Origin of the sequence: Vibrio sp. MEBiC08052 (assembly GCF_001506075.1) — a bacterium.
Taxonomy (GTDB): domain Bacteria; phylum Pseudomonadota; class Gammaproteobacteria; order Enterobacterales; family Vibrionaceae; genus Vibrio.
In genome coordinates, this window is the sequence record NZ_KQ947475.1 from 3,260,022 (window position 1) to 3,282,504 (window position 22,483).

Genomic DNA, 22,483 nt, shown 5'->3' on the forward strand with positions numbered 1-22,483 from the left:
TTATGCATCCATTAACTTTCAAACTGACTCATCATTAATTCGGCAACTTCTTCATCCGTCATGGATTCAAGCATGCCAAGGGTACTAACTGACTCTGTATCGATCTGACTTTCTTCTTCGGTAACCTCATCTATGTCAGTAACATCTGACAGGTCAAATGACAGGCATTCATCCACTATGTACCCGGCAAGTCGCTTAATTGTCGGAAAATCAAAAATCAACGTGGAATGAAATGAGTACGCAAGTTGATTTTGAAGCATATTTTTAAATTCAACTGCCATCAGCGAATCCATACCGATATCAAACAGTTGCTTATCAATATCGATCATCTCAACCTGCTCAATTCCCATGACTTGAGCAACCATATCAACCAGATGTGTTGCCAGTACGCGGTGTCGATTATCTGCAGGGGTCTGCTCTAATACAGATAACAAGGGAGACGTTGTAGTTCTGGTTTGGAACTTTGACAAAGTCGAGCTATTTTTTAGCGGATGAGATTGTTCTTCTTTTTCTAGTCGTTGAACCCTCATGGCAGGTAATGCTTTTAGTAATGCAGGAAATTTGCAGTGCGATGCGTAATGCGGCCAGTGGATATCAAGTGCCATAACCTGTGACGGCACACCTTTTAACTGACCATGAATTAATGCCTGCATAATTTCACAACCCTGTCTGACGGAAATAAATTTCATTCCGATTGATTTCAGGCGTTCCTGTTCAGCGGTATTCAAAGCAGAGGCCATACCTACGTCCTGCCATGGTCCCCAGTTAATACTCTGTGCAGGTAAATGATGCATACGACGATACGATGCCAATGTGTCTAAAAAGCCATTGGCAGCGGCATATGCGCCTTGACCATTTCCAGGTAAATAACTGGATGCTGAAGAAAATAAAACAAATAAATCAAGAGGTAATGATTGCGTTAAACGATGTAGATTCCAGGCACCGGCAACTTTCGGTGCTAAAACACCAGACAATCGCTCAGGCAGATAATTTTTGATCATACCATCGTCCAAAACCCCGGCAGTATGGATAACACCTTTGATCGGGTATCTGGAACCATGCTCGGAAAAAATTCTATCCATATCCTGATAGTGGCTGACATCGGCGCACTCTACCTGAATATCAATTCCCTGATGACTCAGCTCGGAGATACGTTTTTCTTTTTCAGTACCGGCTCTGTTCCTACCGAGTAACAGCAAATGTTTTGCACCTTGGCTGACAAGCCACTCGGTGACAGCAAACCCTAATCCACCCAAGCCACCGGTTACTACATACAAACCTTCAGGATCAATAGAGGCGGAAGTATGTCCATCTCCCCATTCTGGCTGATATGGCGCAATCCTTCGGGCATAAGTTTGCTCTCCCCTGAGCATCAAATGAGCTTCTTCATCCTGGGCCAGCAGCGTATGGAGAAACGGAGACTCCCGGCCTGACATCACTGACACCGAATCGATATCAACAAACCGAAAACGCCATTGAGAAAATTCACAAGCCATAACCTGTCCCAGATTCCACAAAGGAGCCTGAGCCAAATTCTGACAAGTCAAAGAAGCTGATTCTTCATGACAAAGCTCCTGAACCTGCCGGGTAATCAGCCATATCCGAGGCGGAAGAACAAAGTCAAAACGACTCAACGCCTGTACTGTTTCCATCCATAATCGACAAGTGTGGAAGACTTTGTCAGCAACATCTTCCTCGTTCGCTGATATATCAAGCCCCCATAAGTAACCCACCTGTTTTGGAACACCGCCTAAGTATTCCTGACATAAGGCTTCAAGAGCGTCGGCATCTGTATATACCACTGCTGGAGTATTGTTATCACCCCGCTTTTCCGGAAGCCGTTCTTTATAGACCAGCAACACACGTTGCTGCAAATCTTCCAGATCCACAGCCATGGCTGCCCCTTGTCCATCCTGATCTGCAAAAATCAGCCATGTGTTCCCCGGTTCAGGAAGGTTTGGCGAGACATCAGTAGATAATTCGATATGCTGCCAGTCTTCACGATAAAGAAGATGCTGAATCTGAGCAGCCGTATGAGATGGATTGCGTGATACAACCTGAAAACCATCAATACAGGCAACTATCTCTCCAGATTCGGAAAACAGGCACAAATCTAACTCAATTGAATTCTGCCGAGCACGAATCAGACGGGCATGTCCCCACAAAGTTGCTGTCGGGTGAGACAACACACGAAAACGTTTTACGCCAACAGGTAAATATACTGATTTATCTCTTTCATTCTTGTCCAAAAAAGCAGCCAGTAGTTGAAAAGCACCATCTAAAAGAACAGGATGCAGAACATCTCCTCTGGACATTTCAACCGATACTGGCAACTCGATTCTTGCAAGAACCTGCTCCAAACCGCCCCAGAGCTGTCGCTGACATTGGAAACTCTCACCTAAACAGACACCAGAAGTAATATTGTAAACATCGACATCCAGCACCTGCTGACAAGCATCCTGTAGTGAACTTAAAACGTGATTGGACGGTGTGTCTTTCTCGCTAACGAGAACAACTTTCCCCTGAACATGGCAAAGCCACGATTGTTCATCTGCCGCATCATTTCGACTGTAGATGCCAAATGTATAGCAACAATCATCTTCGGATTCAGACAAGGTTGTCTGCACAAGGCAACCACCATCAGCAAGATACAGCGGCTGCTGAAATTCAATATTCTCTAATTCAATAGAATCTTGGTTAAGCCCTGCCTTTCCTGCAATCATTCCCATTTCAAGCAGAGCAGCAGCAGGAACAATGACCCGGCCATCCAGCGAATGATCAGCTAGATAAGTAACTGACTGAACCGAAAGCCAGTTTTCAAACAAGCAAATGAACGATGAAACTGGCGGCAACAAGACTTTTCGTCCCAGAAGAGGATGTACTTCACCATCACCTCGTACTGGTAATTTCGGCAGATTTTTCCAATAGGTCTGCCGCTGAAAAGCATAGGTAGGCAGCCAATGGAGGCGATGATAACCTTCCGACGGATAGATGTCGTTCCAGCGCAGCATGACACCAGCCTGATACAACGAGGAAAGCAATACGCATCTGGCGTGGTCATCCTGCATATCGGGAAAAGCAGAAACACATGTCATTGCTGATGAAAAAGAGAAAGGCGGAGTTGAGACTATCAGACAGGCATCATAACCAGAGGACTCCAGCCGAATCTGTAGTGATCGCTGATCCATATCACTAGCCATATCAAACTGTTCCAGCCAACCGGTTGCCGACGCCATATGCTGAGCAATGTTTTCTCCACTTGCCAGAGAAAGATAGTCACGACTCGGCATATGGTAAACCGCTTGTTCTACAGCCTGAGTGAAGGCCTTTCGGCCCTTATCCTGAGCAATGATCAAAGCAATGATATCTTCTGGCATCAAAATACCGGCTACACAGGCAGCAGCATAAGCTCCACTACCAACACCAGTGACTGTATGGATCGGTATTCCCCAGCTCTCCCATAATGTTGCTGTTGCATAACCAAGGACAAAGCCTATAACCTGCCCGTGTAAAAGAGTACCGACAAAATCACCTGTAGCCGTCTCGGACCAGAGAATGTCGTATAAAGGGTAGTTCAGATGTGGGATAAGCAATTTGGAGCAGTAATCAATACATTGCCGAAAAACAGCATAATCATGGTACATACGCTTCACAACATCTGGCCGATAATGACCTGTCTCAGGAAAAAACATCACCAGTTCAGGCACATTAGCCGTGCGAAATTTATCCGGCGAAAAGTTTTCAACAATATGTTGTAACTGCGAAACTATTTCGTTCACCGAATGGCCAACTACGGATAATCTGTTTTCAAAATGTAACCGACCTGTATTTAACGAATAACAGATGTCGGCAAGAGACATCTCCGGCTGGTCACGTAAGTAACTGATATATCGCCGTATCTGATGATGTAATGAATCTGAAGTTTTAGCAGACAGGCAAAGCACATGATTTTGACCGCCATCCGGTTTGATATCATGTGTCGGTTTAATACAAAGTGATGACAATGGCGCTTCTTCAAGAATCACATGTGCATTCACACCACTAAAACCAAAGGAGCTAACCCCAGCCAAACGCTTTCGGCTCCCCCGTTGCCAGACTGTCTGCTTCACTGCAACATCAATAACTCTGGAATCCCAAGCAATTTCAGGATTTGGTTGGTGAAAATGTAAATGCGCCGGAATATTCTCATGGTGCATCGACAACAAAACTTTAATGATGCCAGCAACACCAGCCGCAGCCTCTGTATGGGCAATATTCGTTTTTACAGAACCCACTTTTAACGGCTGTACATTTTGTCTTGTCTGACCGAATACAGCCTGAATTGCACTAATCTCTATCGGATCTCCCAATGGTGTTCCTGTCCCGTGAGCCTCGATATAATCGATCTCATCAGGCTCAACTTGTGCCTTTTCTAATGCTGTCTGAAGTAATGATTGTTGAGATCGCCCGTTAGGTACGGTAAAACCACTTGTTGGCCCATCCTGATTAATCGCTGATCCCCGGATAATCCCCCAGATAGGATTGCCATCTTGCAACGCACTGCTTAACCGCTTTAACACAATCAGGCCACATCCTTCTCCTCTGGCCATGCCATCGGCTGAAGCATCAAACGTTTTACACCGTCCGTCAGGGGACAACACTTTATTCTGGGACAACGCAATTGTATTAGCAGGGGAAATAATCAGATTAATTCCTCCGGCAATCGCCTGCTCACATTCTCCGGATCGAAGACTCTGACAGGCTTGGTGAATAGCAACCAGTGATGAAGAACATGCGGTATCTACTGCAATATTCGGCCCGATAAAACCAAAAACATAAGAGAGACGACCAACAGTAGCATTTGCAGCATTCCCGGTGAGCGAGTAAGCATCAATCTGCTTGTAATCATTAAGCATTAACGACGGTGAAGCATAGTCACCTGTACTGACACCGACAAAAACACCAGTTGCAGACGGGAGATTTCTCTCATGCAACAGTCCTGTATTCTCCAGAGCTTCCCAACAGACTTCCAGCAACAATCTCTGCTGTGGGTCCATCGATTGTGCTTCCCTTGGGGATATACCAAAAAAATACGGATCAAACTGATCAATCGCAGAGAAAAAACTTCCCCGGCAAACTGACATTTTTCCTTTAACATCCGGATCCGGATGATAATCGCGGGATAAATCAAACCGAGTTTCCGGCATATCTGTCGTCATATCTACGCCAGAGCGGAGCAAATCCCAGAATTGAGTAATATCATCAGCACCAGGGAAACGACATCCTAAGCCGACAACAGCAATCGGTTCTTTCAATGCTTCCACTTCTGCTGATAGTGTCTTTATTTGACGCAAAGCCCTAGCCATAACTGTTTTTTGTTTCTCTGCATCATTGATGTTGCCCATGATATCAATCCTTTTTTATATAATTATTTTCAGTCAGTCAGACTATCTTCCAATAGAGCCATCAGTTCATCTGACGATAAATCTTCGTAGTTATCCGATTCATTCTGTATCGCATTGATAGACTGTTGCCCTGAGACTGTCGGTGCCTGACTTTCCAGTTGAAGCAATGATGACAAAATAAACTCAGCCAGCCGGGAAACAGATGGATAATCAAACATCACTTGTGCTGCAATGCTGCCTTCCAGTTGACGAGACAATCGCTTCCGTAAATCGATAATGAGCAGGGAATCCATCCCCATATCAAAGAACCCTTGCTCTGGGTTTACAATATCTTCTGGTGGCAAGCCGAGAACATCCAGTATTTCCTTGCAAATGAATGTCGTCAGTCGAGGTAAACGTTCCTGAGGAGGAAGTTCAGCAAGGATCTGTTGCAAATTATCATCAGGCACTAATGCATTCGACGGTGAAGCGACTGACGTATCAGTGACAATATTGGTAAAAAGTGGGCGGGCTTTTCGTGACTGATACACCGCTTTAAATTTTTCCCAGTCAATATCAACAATGATCCCATGACTTATATCTTGTTCGATCAGAGAGAACATTTTATTTAACGACGCATCAGAGCGAAGTAAACGTGCTCCGGATTTCTCTGCCATTTCCTGTTCATGGTGACCCAGCGTGTCTTTCCATGGCCCCCAATAGACTGTTAACGCCGCAAGGTTCTGCTGTCGGCGGAATGCTCCGAATGCTCCCAAGAAAGCGTTTGCAGCCGAATAATGAGCCTGTCCGGATGCTCCCCATACAGAGACCATCGATGAATACAAAATGAAGAAATCCAAAGGCATCTCTTTCGTGAGTTCATGAAGATACCAGGCACCAGCTACTTTAGGCTGTAAGACTTCATCCAAGCCATTGATATCAAATCGTTGTGTTACTCCTCCGGAAATTCCGGCTGCATGGATAACGCCTTTAATTTCCGGCATTGTCTGTTTCAGAGATGTAAATAACCACGTCATCGATTCTCTGTCTGTAACATCCGTCTGACTAAGGTATATGTTGCATCCTTTTACCCGAAGTTCTTCCAGAGCCGCTTCTGCCTGCTGTGACGGAGAATTTCGACCAACTAAAATCAGGTGTTTTGCACCTTGTTCAATCATCCAAGTCGCTGCACTCAAACCGAGCTTACCAAGACCTCCGGTTATCAGATAACTAGCTTCTGAGTCAAAAGAGAATTTCTGCGCTTGTTTTTCGGTATCAGATGTTAAAGAAGTGAGCCGGGCAACCATGCGTGAACGGCCACGAAAAGCCAATTGTTCTTCGCCATCGTTTGCCGTGATCTCTCGCCATAAGCATGATGCTTCAGCATCATTATTAATACCTTCTTCCCGGTGAGAATCTAAATCAATTAATCCACCCCAATAATCCGGGTACTCAACTGAAAGCGTTTTTCCTATCCCCCAAGCAAGTGATTGAGTAAATCCATCAGCGCCCTCATAACTAACTTGCTGAGCACCGCGGGTAACCACCCAAGCTTTACCGGAGGAGGTACTTTCTGCCATTGCGGAAAGTAATGTTTCAAGAGCATGAACACTCGCACAAGTTGTAGAGACTTGCTTCGTGAAAGTTCCCAGCGAATCATGATTTGTCAATAAATCCAGATTCCACAGATGGACGACATAAGTAATCCGGGAAACAGGAACATGCTGGCTCAACATGTCGTAATGCTGCGCTACCGATGGATTGAGTATGAAGTGACCGTCATCGGTCTTCACAAAGTCATCCCCTTGCGTAACACGGGTCACCTGATCACCACGAGCTGTCAACAATCTCATCATAGATTCACCTACACCCTGATGATCAGCAAAAATCAGCCAATGAGCCGACGGAACAACTTCAATATCCGGCTCCCGGGAAGTAACAATCAAAGCTTCGGCACTGGCTTCGTCAAGCTGGTAAACGTGTGTATTCGTCAGGTGATTATCTTGCAACAGACATTGCCATTGTTTACCCGATAAAAGAGGATAATCCGGGCGTAAATCTATATCAGTGAAATGCCACCATCCGTCGGTCAGGCCAAAACTAAGATCGCCCCAGCGCTGAGGCTTAATCACCTCACGCATTACGAGAATTCCCCCTGGCTTCAAAAGCCGGTGGACCTGAGCCATAGTCAAATGCATCTCCCGCGTAGCATGTAACACGTTAGAAGCAATGATCATGTCATACTGGTGTTCGGAAAAACCCTGCTCGGCCAGATCACTTTCAATATTTAGTGTCTGATAACTGACAAAATCATAGGCACTGAAACGCTCTTTAGCATTTTCGACAAACAACGGCGAGATATCAGTAAAATCATAATGTACTGAATGTTTCTGTAAAGAAGGCAGAAGAGCTGCCGTTGTACCACCGGTTCCGGCACCAATTTCCAGAATACTGGCTTCCTGATCAAGAGGAAATGTATCTAAAACATGAATGACTGTTTGAGTCACCAATTGGTTCATTCTCTGAGCTAACGGTGTATGCTCATAAACTTGGTTGACATCGGTAACATCCCCATCGGGAAATAACACATCCAAAGGCTCAGCAGCGCCTATCAGCACTTGATCCAATACCGGACCGCAACGGTGCAGGATGTTCAGCTCAGCAGTCACCGAATCCAACACCCGATTCGTAATCACTTCTTCATCGTCTTCCGGCAAAGACACCACATGCCAAAGATGCGACTCACTCTGAACCAGAAAACCCACTTCAGTTAACATTGCAAGAATACGGGCCATAAGCCGTTGGTATTTAGGAATAACACCCAATTTTTGGACACATTGCTCTGTTGTAAACGATTCTCCTGCCTGCCACACCCATCCCAGTTTCAGCAGTGCTTTCAGAACATATACGATACTCATAGATTCAACAGACTTAAGCTGCTCAAAATAACTTTCGATACTTGTTTTATTCTGAGACTTATCCTGATGTATGACCTCTGCCATCAGTTCTTCAATACTGGGTAAATATTCCAACCGGGCCCGTACAAAACTGCGGGGCTTGTATTGCCACTGAACATTATAAAGAGGCAATTGATCCTCTATAACGGTATTGTTTTGCAGCAAATGTTTCGGAACAATCCGAATTTTAACCCCCAGAACAGAAGCAACGGCCTGTTGCTCTGAATCCATGATCAGAATATCGGCCACACGTAAACCCGGAGAAGTACTTACCCCGGTTCTTATACGGACTGCACAATTTAATTTACTCACTTTCCCCGAATGGTAATGCATCGATTCAAATCCCTGAAAGAGGAAAGTTTCATCAGCATTCCCCCCCAAATCCAATGCACTCAGTGTCTGAAAACAAGCATCAATGAGTGCGGGGTGGAGAGAATACTGTTCTATTTGCGATTGCATATGTTCAGGTAGTTCAACTGTCGCGAACGCTTCATCTGCAGACCGTCGCACTGTTTGTAATAACCGGAAGGAGTGACCAAATTCAATACCTTGCTGTTTTAGAATATCATACAGCTCACTAACACTAACCTCTTCCGTACATCGTTGAGATAATCCGGTAAATCCGGCATCAGCTATACGATTGTTTTCATCAGCAATAACCTGACATTCCGCATGTAGCAGAGCACTGGCTCCGATACGGCGACTTCCCAGCTCGAAAGAAAATACTTTTGCCGTATATCCTTCATTTGTTTTAACCAAGGAAACCTGCAGGGTTACAGCCCCGTCTCTTGGTAATTGAAGTGGTTGATAAATACTTAGCTGAAGAAGACTCAAAGATGTGCTGCCAGTCACCTGAACCGATGCCTCTAAGATCATCTCTATCATTGCACTGGCCGGCATAAAGACCTGACCATGAAGGACATGATCGGATAGAAAATCCGGCATATCCGCTGAAACCTGAGATTCAAACAAGAAAGTGTCTTTCTCAAGCAACGGAGAAGAGAATGGACGCCCCAACAGTGGATGTAAAGGTGAAGAATGCGAAGATGAATCTATCGGTTCCGGAAGAACGGATTTTGCTTTGATGTCAGCGTCAACCCAATACCTTTGTCTCTGGAAAGCATAAGTCGGCAAATGAACACGTTGCAATTGGTTTTCAGCATATACAGAACACCAGTGGATATTTATTCCCAATGTATACAGACGAGTCAGTACTTCAAGCAGATGATGTTCCTGATATCGAAATGCAATTGAGGTCAGCCACTGAACACCATCAGGAACACATCGCTGTGCAAGTTTATTTAAAATATCCACAGGCCCGATTTCAAGACAAAGCTGTGTTCCTTCTCGATGGAGTGTATGTACCGCCATTTCAAACTGTACACATTGTTCGATCTGATTAACCCAATACTGTTTATCGCAAAAGAGCTCTCTTTCACTTTGCCCGGTAACAGTAGATATCATCTTTAATTGGGGGGAGTGAAATGTCACCGTACTAATGACTCGCTCAAATTCGCTCAACATCGGCTGCATTAGGGTGGAGTGGAAAGCTCTGGAAACGTCTAAAGGACGGTAGTCAACGGCATGTTCATGCAAAATATTTATAAAATCATCAATACATTCAGCTGTACCTGAAATCGTAACATGTTCCGGACCATTGATTGTGGCGATGGACAATGTTTGCTCAAACTGAGCCAATAGTTTCTGTACTAATGCCTCCGATGTAAAAACCGCCAGCATTTTGCCAGATAGGGTCAGTTCTTCCATCAGTTGCCCTCGGGCAACAAGCATCTTAATTGCATCATCAAGCGAGAAAATGCCGGCAATACAGGCCGCAGCATATTCTCCGATACTGTGTCCAAGGACACAGGCAGGTAAACCGGTCCATGTTCGCCAAAGTTGTGCCAACGCATATTCAAAGGCAAATATAGCAGGCTGAGTATACTGAGTCTGGGAAAGAAGCGTACTCTGTTCTCCCCACAAAACAGAGGTAAGTGGGACACTCCAGTATGCTTCCAGTAGAGAAGCGCATTGATCAATGGCTTTTCTGAAAACGGAATATTGCCGGTAAAGTTGTTCCCCCATCCCCGGGTACTGTGCCCCCTGTCCGGTAAAAGACCAAGCCATCACTCCAGAGGGTGCCCATATCGGCTGACTTTTTTTCTTCAGAAAGTCACACAATCCGATTTCCAGTTCACAATGATTTCTGGCAGTAAAACCAGCCCGATATTGATAGTGATTTCTACCTACAGAAGCCGTATAACAAAGATCAGCCAAACAAACTTCCGGAGAATTCTGCAAAAAATTGTGATAAGACCGAACAAGATCACGCAATGCATCGGGAGTTTTTGCAGACAAACACAGAGGATAGATGTCCTCTTTAGTCTCTACGTGCATTTCATTTCTCAGAGGAAGCTTAGCCTGCTCCAGAATTAAATGAGCGTTCGTTCCACCGAAGCCGAAAGCACTCACAGCTGCACGTCTGACATTATTGCTAATCCACGGCTGACACTGGGTGTTGACATAAAAAGGAGAATTATCAAAGTCAATTTGAGGATTTGGCCGCTCAAAATTCAGGCTGGGAAATAATTGCTGACGATAAAGTGAGCCTACAGCTTTAATGAAACCTGCCACACCGGCAGCAACATCTAAATGCCCCAGATTAGTTTTCACCGAACTAATAGCACAATAGTTTTTTTTCGTAGAATCCTGAGTATAAACATCACTTAGTGCTGAAATCTCAATGGGATCACCCAAAGCAGTACCCGTGCCATGCGCTTCGACATAACCTATTGTCTCCGCCGATACATTAGCAATGGCTAATGCTTCAGCAATTACTGCTGATTGCCCAGCCTGACTCGGTGCCGTAAAAGACATTTTGTCTCCACCATCATTATTGACGGCAGAACCACGAATAACTGCATAGATAGGATCTTTATCAGCAAGTGCATCTTCCAGTCGTTTCAGCAAAACGACCCCAACCCCATTTCCAGGAGCAGGTCCCTGAGCATCAGCATCAAATGCCCGAATCTGTCCGTCTGGAGAAAATATGCCGCCTTCTACATATCGATAACCAACACCATGGGGAACAATAATCTTCGCCCCACCAGCCAGAGCCATATCACACTCATAGGATAATAGTGCCCGACATGCCATATGTATCGCAACAAGAGAACTAGAACAAGCCGTATTGACACTAACACTCGGTCCCGTCAGATTAAGCTGGTGAGAAATCATCGTTGCTGCATAATCTTTATCATTCCCGACCAGTAATTTTAAATATTCGATCGAATCCGACCGGACAAAATCACTGTGTAGATTATTGATGAAATACGTATTCAGTCCAACACTGGCATAAACAGCTACCGGGCAACCCTCCGGTTCAGAGGCATAACCGGCATCTTCCATTGCCTCATATGCACACTCCAATAATAGTCTTTGCTGCGGATCAGTTACCCGAACATCAGAAGGCGGCATTTTGAAAAACTGAGCATCAAAAAACTCGACACCATTAAGAATCCCTGATGTTCTTACATAGTTTTCATCAGATATTTCGGCTTTTGTAACACCTTTATTTTGTAAATAGTCCTCAGATAACGCTCCCATTCCACTCAAACCGGCAGCCATGTTATCCCAAAACTGCTGAGGACTATCTGCACCGGGGAAACGACAACCAATTCCAATAACAGCAATACTTTGTAACTCTTCCGGTGTTAATTCTTTCATAGTTCGTAATTCTCCAACCGACTTTTTCTGCGGGAACGGGCATTGGTGGATGACTGTCGAGCTTTACTGGCACGAGATTTCGCAACTGATAAATCAAGATTCTTAGAATCTTTCGATACAATAAAGTCAGCAAGTTTACGGATAGATGTGTATTTAAAGAGATCTGAAGTAGACAGTTCACATGACAGCGACTGTTTCAGTTTGCGGTAAAATGCTACAACATCCACAGAAGTCGCACCAAGCGAGAAAAAGCTACTTTCTAAATCAACAGAAGGAACCGATAAAATATCTTGCAGTCCACTTGCCAAGGTTGCTTCTAAATCTGACACAGGCACTGAAGATTGTGAGTTCTGTCTTTGTTCATAAGCTTCACAGGCCAATTTTTCCAAAGCATTCCGGTCAACTTTACCGTTAGATGTCAACGGCATTTTCGAAACCACAACAATGGCTGAAGGCACCATATATTCCGGTAATTTTTTCTCTAATACTTCAGATATTATCTGACTTGTGAGCTCTTTTCCCCCTTCTTTCTGGACAATCGCAGCGAGTTGGCGACTCCCCTTCCGAGGTTCAATCACAATAACCACAGCATCCTGAGCAGATTCACATTCTTTTAGAACACTCTCGATTTCTCCCAGCTCGATTCGGTATCCCTGAATTTTGACCTGATAATCTTCTCGTCCCTGAAAAAGAATATTTCCGTCAGGCAAATAACAACCTCGGTCACCGGTCCGATACAGGCGTTCTTTCGTGTCTGGGTGAAGAATAAAACTTTCCCGACTCTTTTCCTGATTTTTCCAGTATCCCCGGGCAAGACCAATACCACCGATATACAAGTCCCCGGTTACAAAATCCGGCTTTTCAGCCAGATGATGATCCAAGACATGATAGGTCTGATTAAGCAAGGGCTGTCCATATGGAATACTTTTCCACTGAGGATCCACATTCCGTATAGGATAGTGTATTGACCAGATTGAGGCTTCTGTCGCCCCACCCAGACTATTAACCTCAATTTTCTGCCCCAACGTCCAGATGCGTTCCGGCAAACTTACAGGAATCCAATCCCCACTCATCAGAACAATACGAAGTGATTCAGGAAGACGTCCATGACATTCTTCAGCATAATCAACAAGCATTTGCATCAATGCCGGAACCGTGTTCCATACACTGACCCGCTCCCGCTCGATTAGATCAAACCAATGTTCCGGATCACGTAGTTTATCCGCATCAGGTACGATAACTGTGCCACCAGCAGCCAGTACACCAAAGACATCATAGACAGATAAATCAAAACTAAGCGAGGAGATTGCAAGCGTACGATCATTGTTTGTTACACGATAGCGCTGATTAATATCTAACACCGTATTCGTAACCCCGAGATGATCGATCATGACTCCTTTAGGCTGACCTGTAGATCCCGATGTAAAGATGACATATGCCAGATCATTCCATGACTGTACAACAGGCAATTTATCACTTCCTGAAGCGTCAGATTTCATATCATCGTTAATACGAACAACTCGAACAGATTCAGGCCACCGTAATGAATATTCAAATTCTTCCTGTGTGAGCACGATACTTACATCTGCATTTTCCAGCAAGTAATGTTGCCTTTCCTCTGGTAATGAAGCATCTATGGGCAAATATGCACCACCTGACTTTAAGATCCCCAGAATTGCAACTATCTGCTCCCAGCCTTTTTTCATAACGACTGCAACCAGCTGGTTTGGCTGGATACCATGCAATCTCAATAGATGACCGATATGGTTACTAAGATGAAATACCTCCTGATAACTGAATCGTTTTCCACCACCTATCAGAGCGATACTTTCCGGCTGACTTTCCGCCTGACCATCAAACAACTCATGCAGCATATGAGTAGGAAATGACGTTGCGGTGTTGTTACTCTGCTGACGAACAGCCATTTGTTTTTCGGGTAAACGACAGCTTGACTGAGGCAACCAATGCCATGCTTCACTCATCGTGCCCAACTGACACAAAAGTTGATAATGAGCATCAAACATATCCTCAATCATACCTTCAGGGAAAAGACCGTCCGTAACAACCCAGCTAACATGAACGCAGTCTTCTTCCTGGGTCACTAAATAATCCAGCCAGACCTGAGGCGTTTGATTGGCAACATAGACCGGCTCCCCTAATACGGATTTCATACGCTTGCTAAGCGTCTTATCCCATGAGCTCAGCCCCGTGGGGAAACATGTAAAAACAACCGGCATCAGATTATCTGAGATATGAGACTGCTGCTGAAAAATTTCCCTTAATATCTCAACACCGGAAACATCAGTATGTGCCATCGCTTCAGCAAGTCGGTACTGAATATCTTTTACCTTTTCAACAAAAGTCATTTCAGTTGAGTAATCAACTTCCACAGGAACAAATGTCGAAAACAACCCGGCAACATCATGTATCTGATCATGTACAGATGGGCGATTCAAAACGGGCACATTGATGGTAAAGCGAGGAGAATGACTCCATCGTTCCAATATTGTCGTATAAGCAGTCAACCAGACAGCTGCGGAGGTTAAACCATATTCCTGTGATTGAGACTCAATACTATTCAACAGATCAACCGCAAGATTCCGGTGAAGAATTCGGGTCTGATGTTGTGTCAATTGATTCGGCTGTTTTGCCAATGGTAAATCAGGGGCCGGCGCTAACGTCTTTATCTTTTCTCGCCAATAGTTCAATGACTGTTGTTGTCCCTGAACCTGACGTCGGTTTTCTTGCCATTGGACATAATCACGAAATGAAAACGCAAACGGCTCCAATACATCGTTATCCGCTGGTTGCTGATATTGAACCAGTAAATCATGCAAGATAATCTGAAAGCTTCTCGTGTCTAAAAATTGTCCATCGATACTAATATGTAGTCTTTGTTTTTCCGGAGAAAGTACCGAGAGTCTAACATCAAACATTGGCCATTTTTTTAGATCAATAATCTGATGAGACATTTCTTCCCGAATTTCAGATAAGCATTTATCAACTTGAACATCTTGTAGATGTGAATAATCCACTATCGGTATTTCCCATGTCGGTACATGTTCAAGAACACACTGCTGATCATCTTCAACAATCACTGTTCGTAGTGCTTCATGACGACGGATAACCGAATTACATGCTTGATTAAAGCGGGAAACATCTAATGAGCTGCATTCAATTTCAACATACCAGTGTAATGACACTCCTCCCAGAGAAAATACATTTTGCCGTCCGACAAAATATGCTTGCTGCATATCTGTTAATGGAAATGCCTTGTAGCGATCTTGTTCAGCGCCTGAAAGTAACATGCTCTCATAAAGGTTTTCCTGAATTTCAAGCGTCGCAATCCACTCTGAAAATTCTCTGATTGTCGGATAATCAAATAATTGATTCAACATCAAGGGATGTCCGGTAAAAGCACTCAACCGCTCAATGAGCTTCATTGCTAAAAGTGAGTTTCCACCTAACTCAAAAAATGTACTACATACACTAACATCTTCTATTTGTAATATTTTTTGCCAAATCTCTGCAATTTTGAATTCAAGGTCATTCGCAGGTTTAACATATTCTTTTTGTTCTTCCCGGTAGAGTGCTAATGCACGATAATCAATTTCCTTCGAGTCAGTCAGTGGAAATTCATCTAATTCAATAAAGCCAGCAATACCATAGTCGGTTTTATATTGTTTTATCAGTTTGTCAGGCAATGGAACGTCCTGATCACGTAAAACATAATACCCATACCAACTCTCAGAAGAAACCGGATACTGATCCAGACGAGCAGAAATATTTCTATTCTCTTTATCAAGGCCAATGACAATCCGGCCCGGACCAGTTTGCAATGCTGCTTCCATAGCAAATAAAGCCTGACGTGGGGGGATCAAGAAATAACCTTTCGCAAGAAATAAATCCTTAAACTTATAGCCAGTATTCATACCAACATTGTTCCACATGCTCCAGTCAAAGCAGTAGGCCCTCACAGATGTACAACTATTTTGGTACTGAGTGAAACTTCCCAGAAAAGCGTTAGCCGCTGCATATGTTCCAACGTCTACTCCTCCAAACAGACCAATGACTGAAGACATATACAAGCAGAATGTATTTTCCCGAGCACTTAATATTTGGTGTAAAACCCAAGCCCCCTGAACTTTTGGAGCCATGTTCAATAGCGCCGATTCAATCTTTTCATTGGCAATTTTTCTTTCTGAATAATGGCCAGCAAGATGAATAGCACCATTCAATGATTGTCCCCATCTAGACTCTGTTTTTTCTACTGCCGCTCTGATTGCTTCAAGATTACAAACATCTGCACTTTCGTACAGTACATCACCCTGTAAACTTTGTAGCATTTTCAATTTCTCTGACTTATCTGACGTTAAGTCACGACCAATCAAAAGCAAGTGAGCTTGGTAATGTTGCAACAAATGTCTGGCAACCAAGAAACCGATTCCTCCCAAACCTCCGGTAAGCACATAACATCCATGCTGCTGAAAAGGAGAGGAAAATAGTTCGGTTTCTTGTTGTGGGAAAAGAACTTTTGACAACTGTGGAACCCATCGCTTTCCATGTCTATAAGCCACTTCAGTCGCTGATGAAATTATTCTTAATTCTTGAGCTAAGACGGTAGCGTCAATCCGTTCCAATGATGAACGAGGTTCAAGGTCAACATAACGACATGATATACAAGGATTTTCCTGAGGTAGTGTTCTAAGATATCCCGGTAACGCCCCTAACCGCCAGTCAACAGTATCACCGGAGAGAACAGAATACATCTGACTGCCAACAACCATAAGATGGATCTGCTCATCTTCTCCTGTCACTTTGCCCAGAATATTAGCCAGAGATAAAAGATGAAAAATAGTCTGAAGATTACCTGAAAAATTCAAATGCTCATCAACAATATTATTCAGCCTATAATTCCACAGACAAATAACAGAAGATGGAAATTGATTCTTTTGCCTGAGTGTGTGAAATAAAGATTCTATCTGACAGGGATCCTGGGGATCTAATGTATAATGCTCCTCAGAGACCATATTATATTGATCCCCGGGCTCAACGATTATTGATACAATACCTGATTTTCTTAGCTGATAAGATAATTCATCACCTAAACCATAAGTGTCAGCAAAAACAACGACTGGCTGAGTATCACTATCTGATATCACCGAGCAATCATTTCGAACACTCCATGTCTGACTGAAAAAATAATCTGGAATAGTATTGGCATTATTGCTATATAAATCAATTTCTTTAAGCAAGAGATCAAATTTCCCTTGGATGAATTGATTACAAATCATCGTCCGTTGAATTTTACCACTAGTTGTTCTAGGAAAATGATCTTTAGCCATTGGGATAATAAATTCAGGGCTTAATCCAATCTGACGAGCCAAACAGCTACGAATTTCATCAATAATAGGGCATAGTATAGAAAAATCGTCCAAAACAGATTCATCAGATAGGACAAAACAAATAATTAACGAATGTGTTTCTGTCTGGGCATTTCTTGCTCCAAAAGATGCAACATAACCAGATAAGACACCAGAAACAGAAGACACAATATCTTCAATATCATAGCAATAATAATTTGCACCATTAACGATTACTTGTTCTTTCTTACGGCCAGTTAATACTAAGTTTTTATCTTTAATAAAACCTAAGTCTCCTGAATTAAACCAACCATCACCGACAAGTGCCTCTGTATTAGCCACATCATTTCGAATATAACCGCTAGTTACGACTGCCCCTCGAATATGTAAATTTCCGATAACCCCTTCTGGAAGCGTCTCATTATTTTCATCTGCAATACGTATCTCAACTCCGGGAACCGGCTTCCCTAAAGATACAAAGGAAAAATGTTCTTCTCCAGATCCTGAGTATGAATGCAGTATATGTGGGAACAGCTTATCCGGTTGAACCTGATATATTCCTGTATCAACATCAAAATTATTTTGATAGGTAATACAAGTTGATGATTCTGCCATACCAAAAGCTGGTTGCATCGAGTGGGGTTTAACCCCAAATGGTGTAACAGCGTCAATAAATGCTTTAATAACAGAGAGCGTAGCCTGCTCCCCTGCATTCATAAAATACTGAATAGAAGAAAGATCCCAATGTTTCGATGTTCCTTCGGATAATTGCTCACTCACTAAACGAAAACCGAAATTGGGAGCCCAAGTATGTGTCACTCGATATGTATCAATCAAATCAAGCCATCTTAAAGGATCAGATAAAATATATCCGGTATCAACATGCAGTTGCTCACAACCTAGATATACATCTTTTAAATGGCAGGTTAGCAAAGGAACTACATGGTCCATAGGTAACCAATTCAACGTGATATTTTTATCACAGACTCCATTATAGATCTGCTCACCCTGAGCATGGCTAATAATTGATCGACTTGTCTCTGGAATACACTTAGATATACCAGTACTTCCCGAACTAAGCTGCAAAAAAACAATATCTCTTGGTGTTCTTTCAGCATATACATCAGAACTGCCATTTTTAATCAGATTGTCACTTGAAAAAACACGCAGCCCTTCCATTGCCATCACTAATGATAGCTCTGCTACCTCTGTATAATAGTCAGGAGTAGTTATAACAACAGGTTTATCTAACAGGCTCCAAATATTAAATAGCTTCTTTACAATATTTTGATCTGGATGATAGACCGGAGGAACAGCAACAGTAATAGGGTGAACACCAGCTAAAATACATCCCCATAATACCGGGAAGTAAGTATCAAGTTTCTTTATCTGAAGAATGACTATATCACCGGATTTGATCCCAGATGATGAAAGACCTGCTAAAACTTTTTGAGCCTCAGCTAACAACATTTGATAAGTTAATCTTACTACCTGACCAGATTCATCAATACATGTGATAGCACGATTTGGATACATTTTTGCTGTAGTGAGTAAAGCTTCACTCATTGTACGAGCTGAGTGGTTAAATTCCGGCAAATCCCCGCCACAACTAATTGCTTTAGGTCTTTCCCGAACAATATTCTTATAGTATTCACTCGAATCAGAATCAGTATATTCTGCAGAATCTATCTGAATATTATCATAATCATTAGATAGGTACTGGTGTAAAAAAATATCAGACAAGTGTACTCGACGACTTGGATTGACATGCTCTTTTAATACGAATCGTATATCAGCAATTTCAGAAGATGGTAGTATATTGCTACTTTCTATATCTGGAATTTCATTCGCTAATATAGATTGGGAAAGCAATTTATCAAAATCAACAATTCCATCAACAACAGGAATATTTGAGACAAAGTATATATCCCACATTGTATTTTTAAAACCATCAATACAATAAAGATCTGATAATATTTTTTCTCGACAAACAAGTGTAGAATGGCCGTTATCTAGAACAACATATATTCTTATTATATTATCCGATGACAATTCATTTTCGTAGAAAATAGCTTCATCTAGAACAAATCGATGCTTTCGAATAGATAGCATCATCCTCTCTTGAAAAGAAGAATTCATTACACTTTATCCTTTGATGGTGATGAATCACCTAGTCTGACTTTACAATTTATTATTATGTCAATTATCTTTAGGTGATTAAAATACACAAAAGATAATCGTTCAATTTTTATTAAAAGTTATGCTAATACACGTAAACATAAATAGTCAACAGGAAAAATAGTCATTGCGTTTAATAATATTTTAGTCAATTTATTAATAACTATTTTGTTACTAACAGTTAGAAATTTTCCATTTACACTGAAATAAACAGAGAATGTCTCGTGATGATCCGTGTATTCCTGCCGATGTCGAGACCGTATTCATGGCCAACACATACCGTTTTATTCAGGAGCAGACAACCCGCGATACGAAATTTGTTTTCGTCGATTACAAAGGCAGCAATGCCCGGGTCTCACCCCAACAGGCGATGAATGAAGTCCGGCAAGCCGGGTTTGAAGTGATCGATTTTGATATCGACGGTTGCCCCGATCACTATATTCTGACGTTTAAGGCCGGTTAAAAACCTGTTCCTGATCGTGCTTCCCCTCGCATTTCAGGCTGATTGAGTGACGAATCATCATAAAAATTGCCTTGCCCTTCATACGGTGTAAGCAGTGTTTACAATAGTTGAGGACCGGCAGTCATCAGTGATGAAAGTCGTTATCTGGTTATATATAAAAGTGGGCTAGCTGGCCAATACCGACAAATGTTATGACGATTATACATAGTACAATGCTAAAGTTTCATTTAAGTCATACAGGTATAAGCGCTAGACTGTCGCTAGTTTGTCATTACCCTACTTGTGGAGAACTTTATGTTTAATGCTTTAATCCTTAATCAGGAAGATAAAAAAACATTCGCAACGATAGAACAGATTGATGAATCACAACTTCCCGAAGGTGAAGTATTAGTCGCTGTCGATTACTCGTCATTGAACTATAAAGATGGTCTGGCTATCACAGGCAAAGGAAAAATCATCCGTAATTTTCCGATGGTGCCCGGAATAGATTTAGCAGGGCAAGTTCTCCATTCAGATGATTCTCGCTATCAAGCGGGTGATTCTGTTGTATTAACCGGTTGGGGTGTCGGAGAAAACCATTGGGGCGGCATGGCACAAAAGGCGAGTCTCAAAGCGGATTGGCTTGTCCCTCTTCCACAAGGTTTGAGTCCGAAACAGGCCATGATGGTCGGCACAGCCGGCTTTACGGCTATGCTGTGTGTTCAGGCATTGCTCGACGCAGGCATTAAACCAGAAGACGGCAGTATTTTGGTTACCGGTGCAAGTGGTGGTGTGGGTTCTGTCGCAGTGACACTGTTGTCGCAACTGGGCTACAAAGTGGCAGCGGTGACTGGCCGGGTTGAACAAAATGGCCCCTTACTCGAAAAGTTGGGAGCAAGCCAAATTATTGATCGTCATGAATTTGAAGAACCGGCTCGCCCGTTAGAAAAGCAAATCTGGGCCGGTGCTGTCGATACTGTCGGCAGCAAAGTGCTCGCCAAAGTTCTCTCGCAAATGGATTACAATAGCGCTGTCGCTGTCTGCGGCCTTGCGGGAGGATTTGACCTGCCAACGACGGTGATGCCATTTATTTTGCGCAATGTCCGTTTGCAAGGTGTTGATTCCGTGAGCTGTCCACGTGACAGACGGATTGCCGCCTGGGGAAAAATTGCTGAATTATTACCGGCGAGTTATTTTGAGCAAGCTTGTACTGAAATTACGTTAAATGAAACCCCTCAATATGCTGAGAAAATCACCAATGGTCAGACAACCGGCCGTGTCGTGATCAAGCTTTAAATTTCTATAAAATAAGGCCCATTCAGGGCCTTCAATTCTATTGCATGTTTCTCAACATAAACAATGCCATATCCCATACTGGATATGGCATTGTGTCAGCCGTCAATTCATCACGCCAAAAGTACTTGCATGATACGTGACATATAAATGCGTAATTATATCAGTGTCAAAACCACCAGATTTCAGCCTGAGCACCGAAGCTCAATTGATCGTCATCTTTACCGTCAAAAGCGAAGCCAGTGATCTCATTATCTAATGCTTTCATGTATGTCGCGTAGAAACGAATTTCCGGACGGGATCTCAGGATACTGGTAGCAACCTTAAGAGAATGATACATGGTTAGCTTGTAGCCACTCTCGTCATAACTTTTACCTTCAACACGGTTAGTCTGGTTAAAGTAACCCAGTTCTACCCCGGTTTGATTGAACTGATCCCAGATATAACCCGGTCGCACAACAGCCCGCACACCCTTAAAATCAGTATGTGCTTTCCCTAAATCGTAGTTGTAGATATCCTTACCGTAGGATGCAACAAACGCGTGTGCAATGATTACATTGTTATCAAACAGGTATTTCTCTCCTTGAGAAACAAAGCGCACGGCGTAACCATTAGTATGGTTACCTACATAATTATTCATTCCAGTGGAGAAATCCGGGTTACCACCACTAATAGATGCCAGACTACTGGCAATTGAATTCGTGGTGTATTGCAGGGTATATTCGTTAAAACCATTGTTGCCTACATTCTGATTTAGAATAGTTGAAAAACTCAACCCATCTTTAACATCAGAATATTGATTGGAGTTTTCTGCATTTTTTGCATCTGAACTTAAGTTCGGCAATTGGTATTTTGCTGCTAAACCGAGTTGTAAATCATCGCTAAGTTGATAGCCCTGATAGCGAACATCTAATATATTACTGTTAATATCGATGCCATTGTCATTACCGCTGCTATCGAGATAATTAAAATCTTCTCTCATTAGGGTTAAATTTAAGCTACCTTGCGGTAGGACAATATTTTCCAAACCGACACCAGCACCTGAATTAGTACGGGTTGTTTTCCAATCCAGCATCTGGAGCTCAGAACCAGGAATTGCGTGACGACCAACCCATAATTCGGCTTCAGGCAGTGCTGGAATAAAGCCTTTCGTACGGACGT

6 protein-coding genes are annotated in these 22,483 nt (G+C 42.9%); 2 read left to right on the forward strand and 4 right to left on the reverse strand.

Translation table 11 applies throughout. The features are described 5' to 3' along the window. Window positions 1–11: 11 nt before the first annotated feature. Genes VRK_RS14090 through VRK_RS14100 form a run of 3 tightly spaced genes read right to left on the reverse strand, consistent with a single transcriptional unit; the run spans window position 12 to window position 19,548 of the window. Entirely contained in the window at window positions 12–5,384 is a 5,373-nt protein-coding gene (locus tag VRK_RS14090) for a type I polyketide synthase (protein WP_059121954.1), read from the reverse strand. Window positions 5,385–5,413: 29 nt separating this feature from the next. After that, the gene (locus tag VRK_RS14095; protein ID WP_059121955.1) at window positions 5,414–12,046 is read right to left on the reverse strand and encodes a type I polyketide synthase; all 6,633 of its coding nucleotides are present in this window, start codon (window positions 12,044–12,046) and stop codon (window positions 5,414–5,416) included. Beyond that, window positions 12,043–19,548, reverse strand: a complete 7,506-nt coding sequence (locus VRK_RS14100; protein WP_082671398.1) for a non-ribosomal peptide synthetase — start codon at window positions 19,546–19,548, stop codon at window positions 12,043–12,045. The genes VRK_RS14095 and VRK_RS14100 overlap by 4 nt, the downstream gene beginning before the upstream one ends. Before the next feature lie 256 nt (window positions 19,549–19,804). On the opposite strand from VRK_RS14100, the gene VRK_RS14105 reads away from it, so the two are divergent. Further along, complete coding sequence (locus VRK_RS14105) at window positions 19,805–20,050, forward strand: hypothetical protein (protein WP_059121957.1); 246 nt, start codon at window positions 19,805–19,807, stop codon at window positions 20,048–20,050. A 294-nt stretch (window positions 20,051–20,344) separates the two neighbouring features. Continuing rightward, a complete protein-coding gene (acuI, locus tag VRK_RS14110) occupies window positions 20,345–21,325 on the forward strand; it encodes an acrylyl-CoA reductase (NADPH) (protein WP_059121958.1) in 981 nt (326 codons plus the stop codon). Between the two features lie 166 nt (window positions 21,326–21,491). Here the strand turns inward: acuI and VRK_RS21475 are convergent, their stop codons facing one another. Beyond that, complete coding sequence (locus VRK_RS21475) at window positions 21,492–22,463, reverse strand: carbohydrate porin (protein ID WP_331456293.1); 972 nt, start codon at window positions 22,461–22,463, stop codon at window positions 21,492–21,494. Between the last annotated feature and the right edge of the window lie 20 nt (window positions 22,464–22,483).

What these genes read in the sequence shown, in the direction of transcription:
- VRK_RS14100 (WP_082671398.1), bottom strand. Translation starts at nt 19,548, where the DNA reads ATGAATTCTTCTTTTCAAGAGAGGATGATGCTATCTATTCGAAAGCAT.
- VRK_RS14105 (WP_059121957.1), top strand. Translation starts at nt 19,805, where the DNA reads ATGTCTCGTGATGATCCGTGTATTCCTGCCGATGTCGAGACCGTATTC.
- VRK_RS14095 (WP_059121955.1), bottom strand. Translation starts at nt 12,046, where the DNA reads ATGAAAGAATTAACACCGGAAGAGTTACAAAGTATTGCTGTTATTGGA.
- VRK_RS14090 (WP_059121954.1), bottom strand. Translation starts at nt 5,384, where the DNA reads ATGGGCAACATCAATGATGCAGAGAAACAAAAAACAGTTATGGCTAGG.
- acuI (WP_059121958.1), top strand. Translation starts at nt 20,345, where the DNA reads ATGTTTAATGCTTTAATCCTTAATCAGGAAGATAAAAAAACATTCGCA.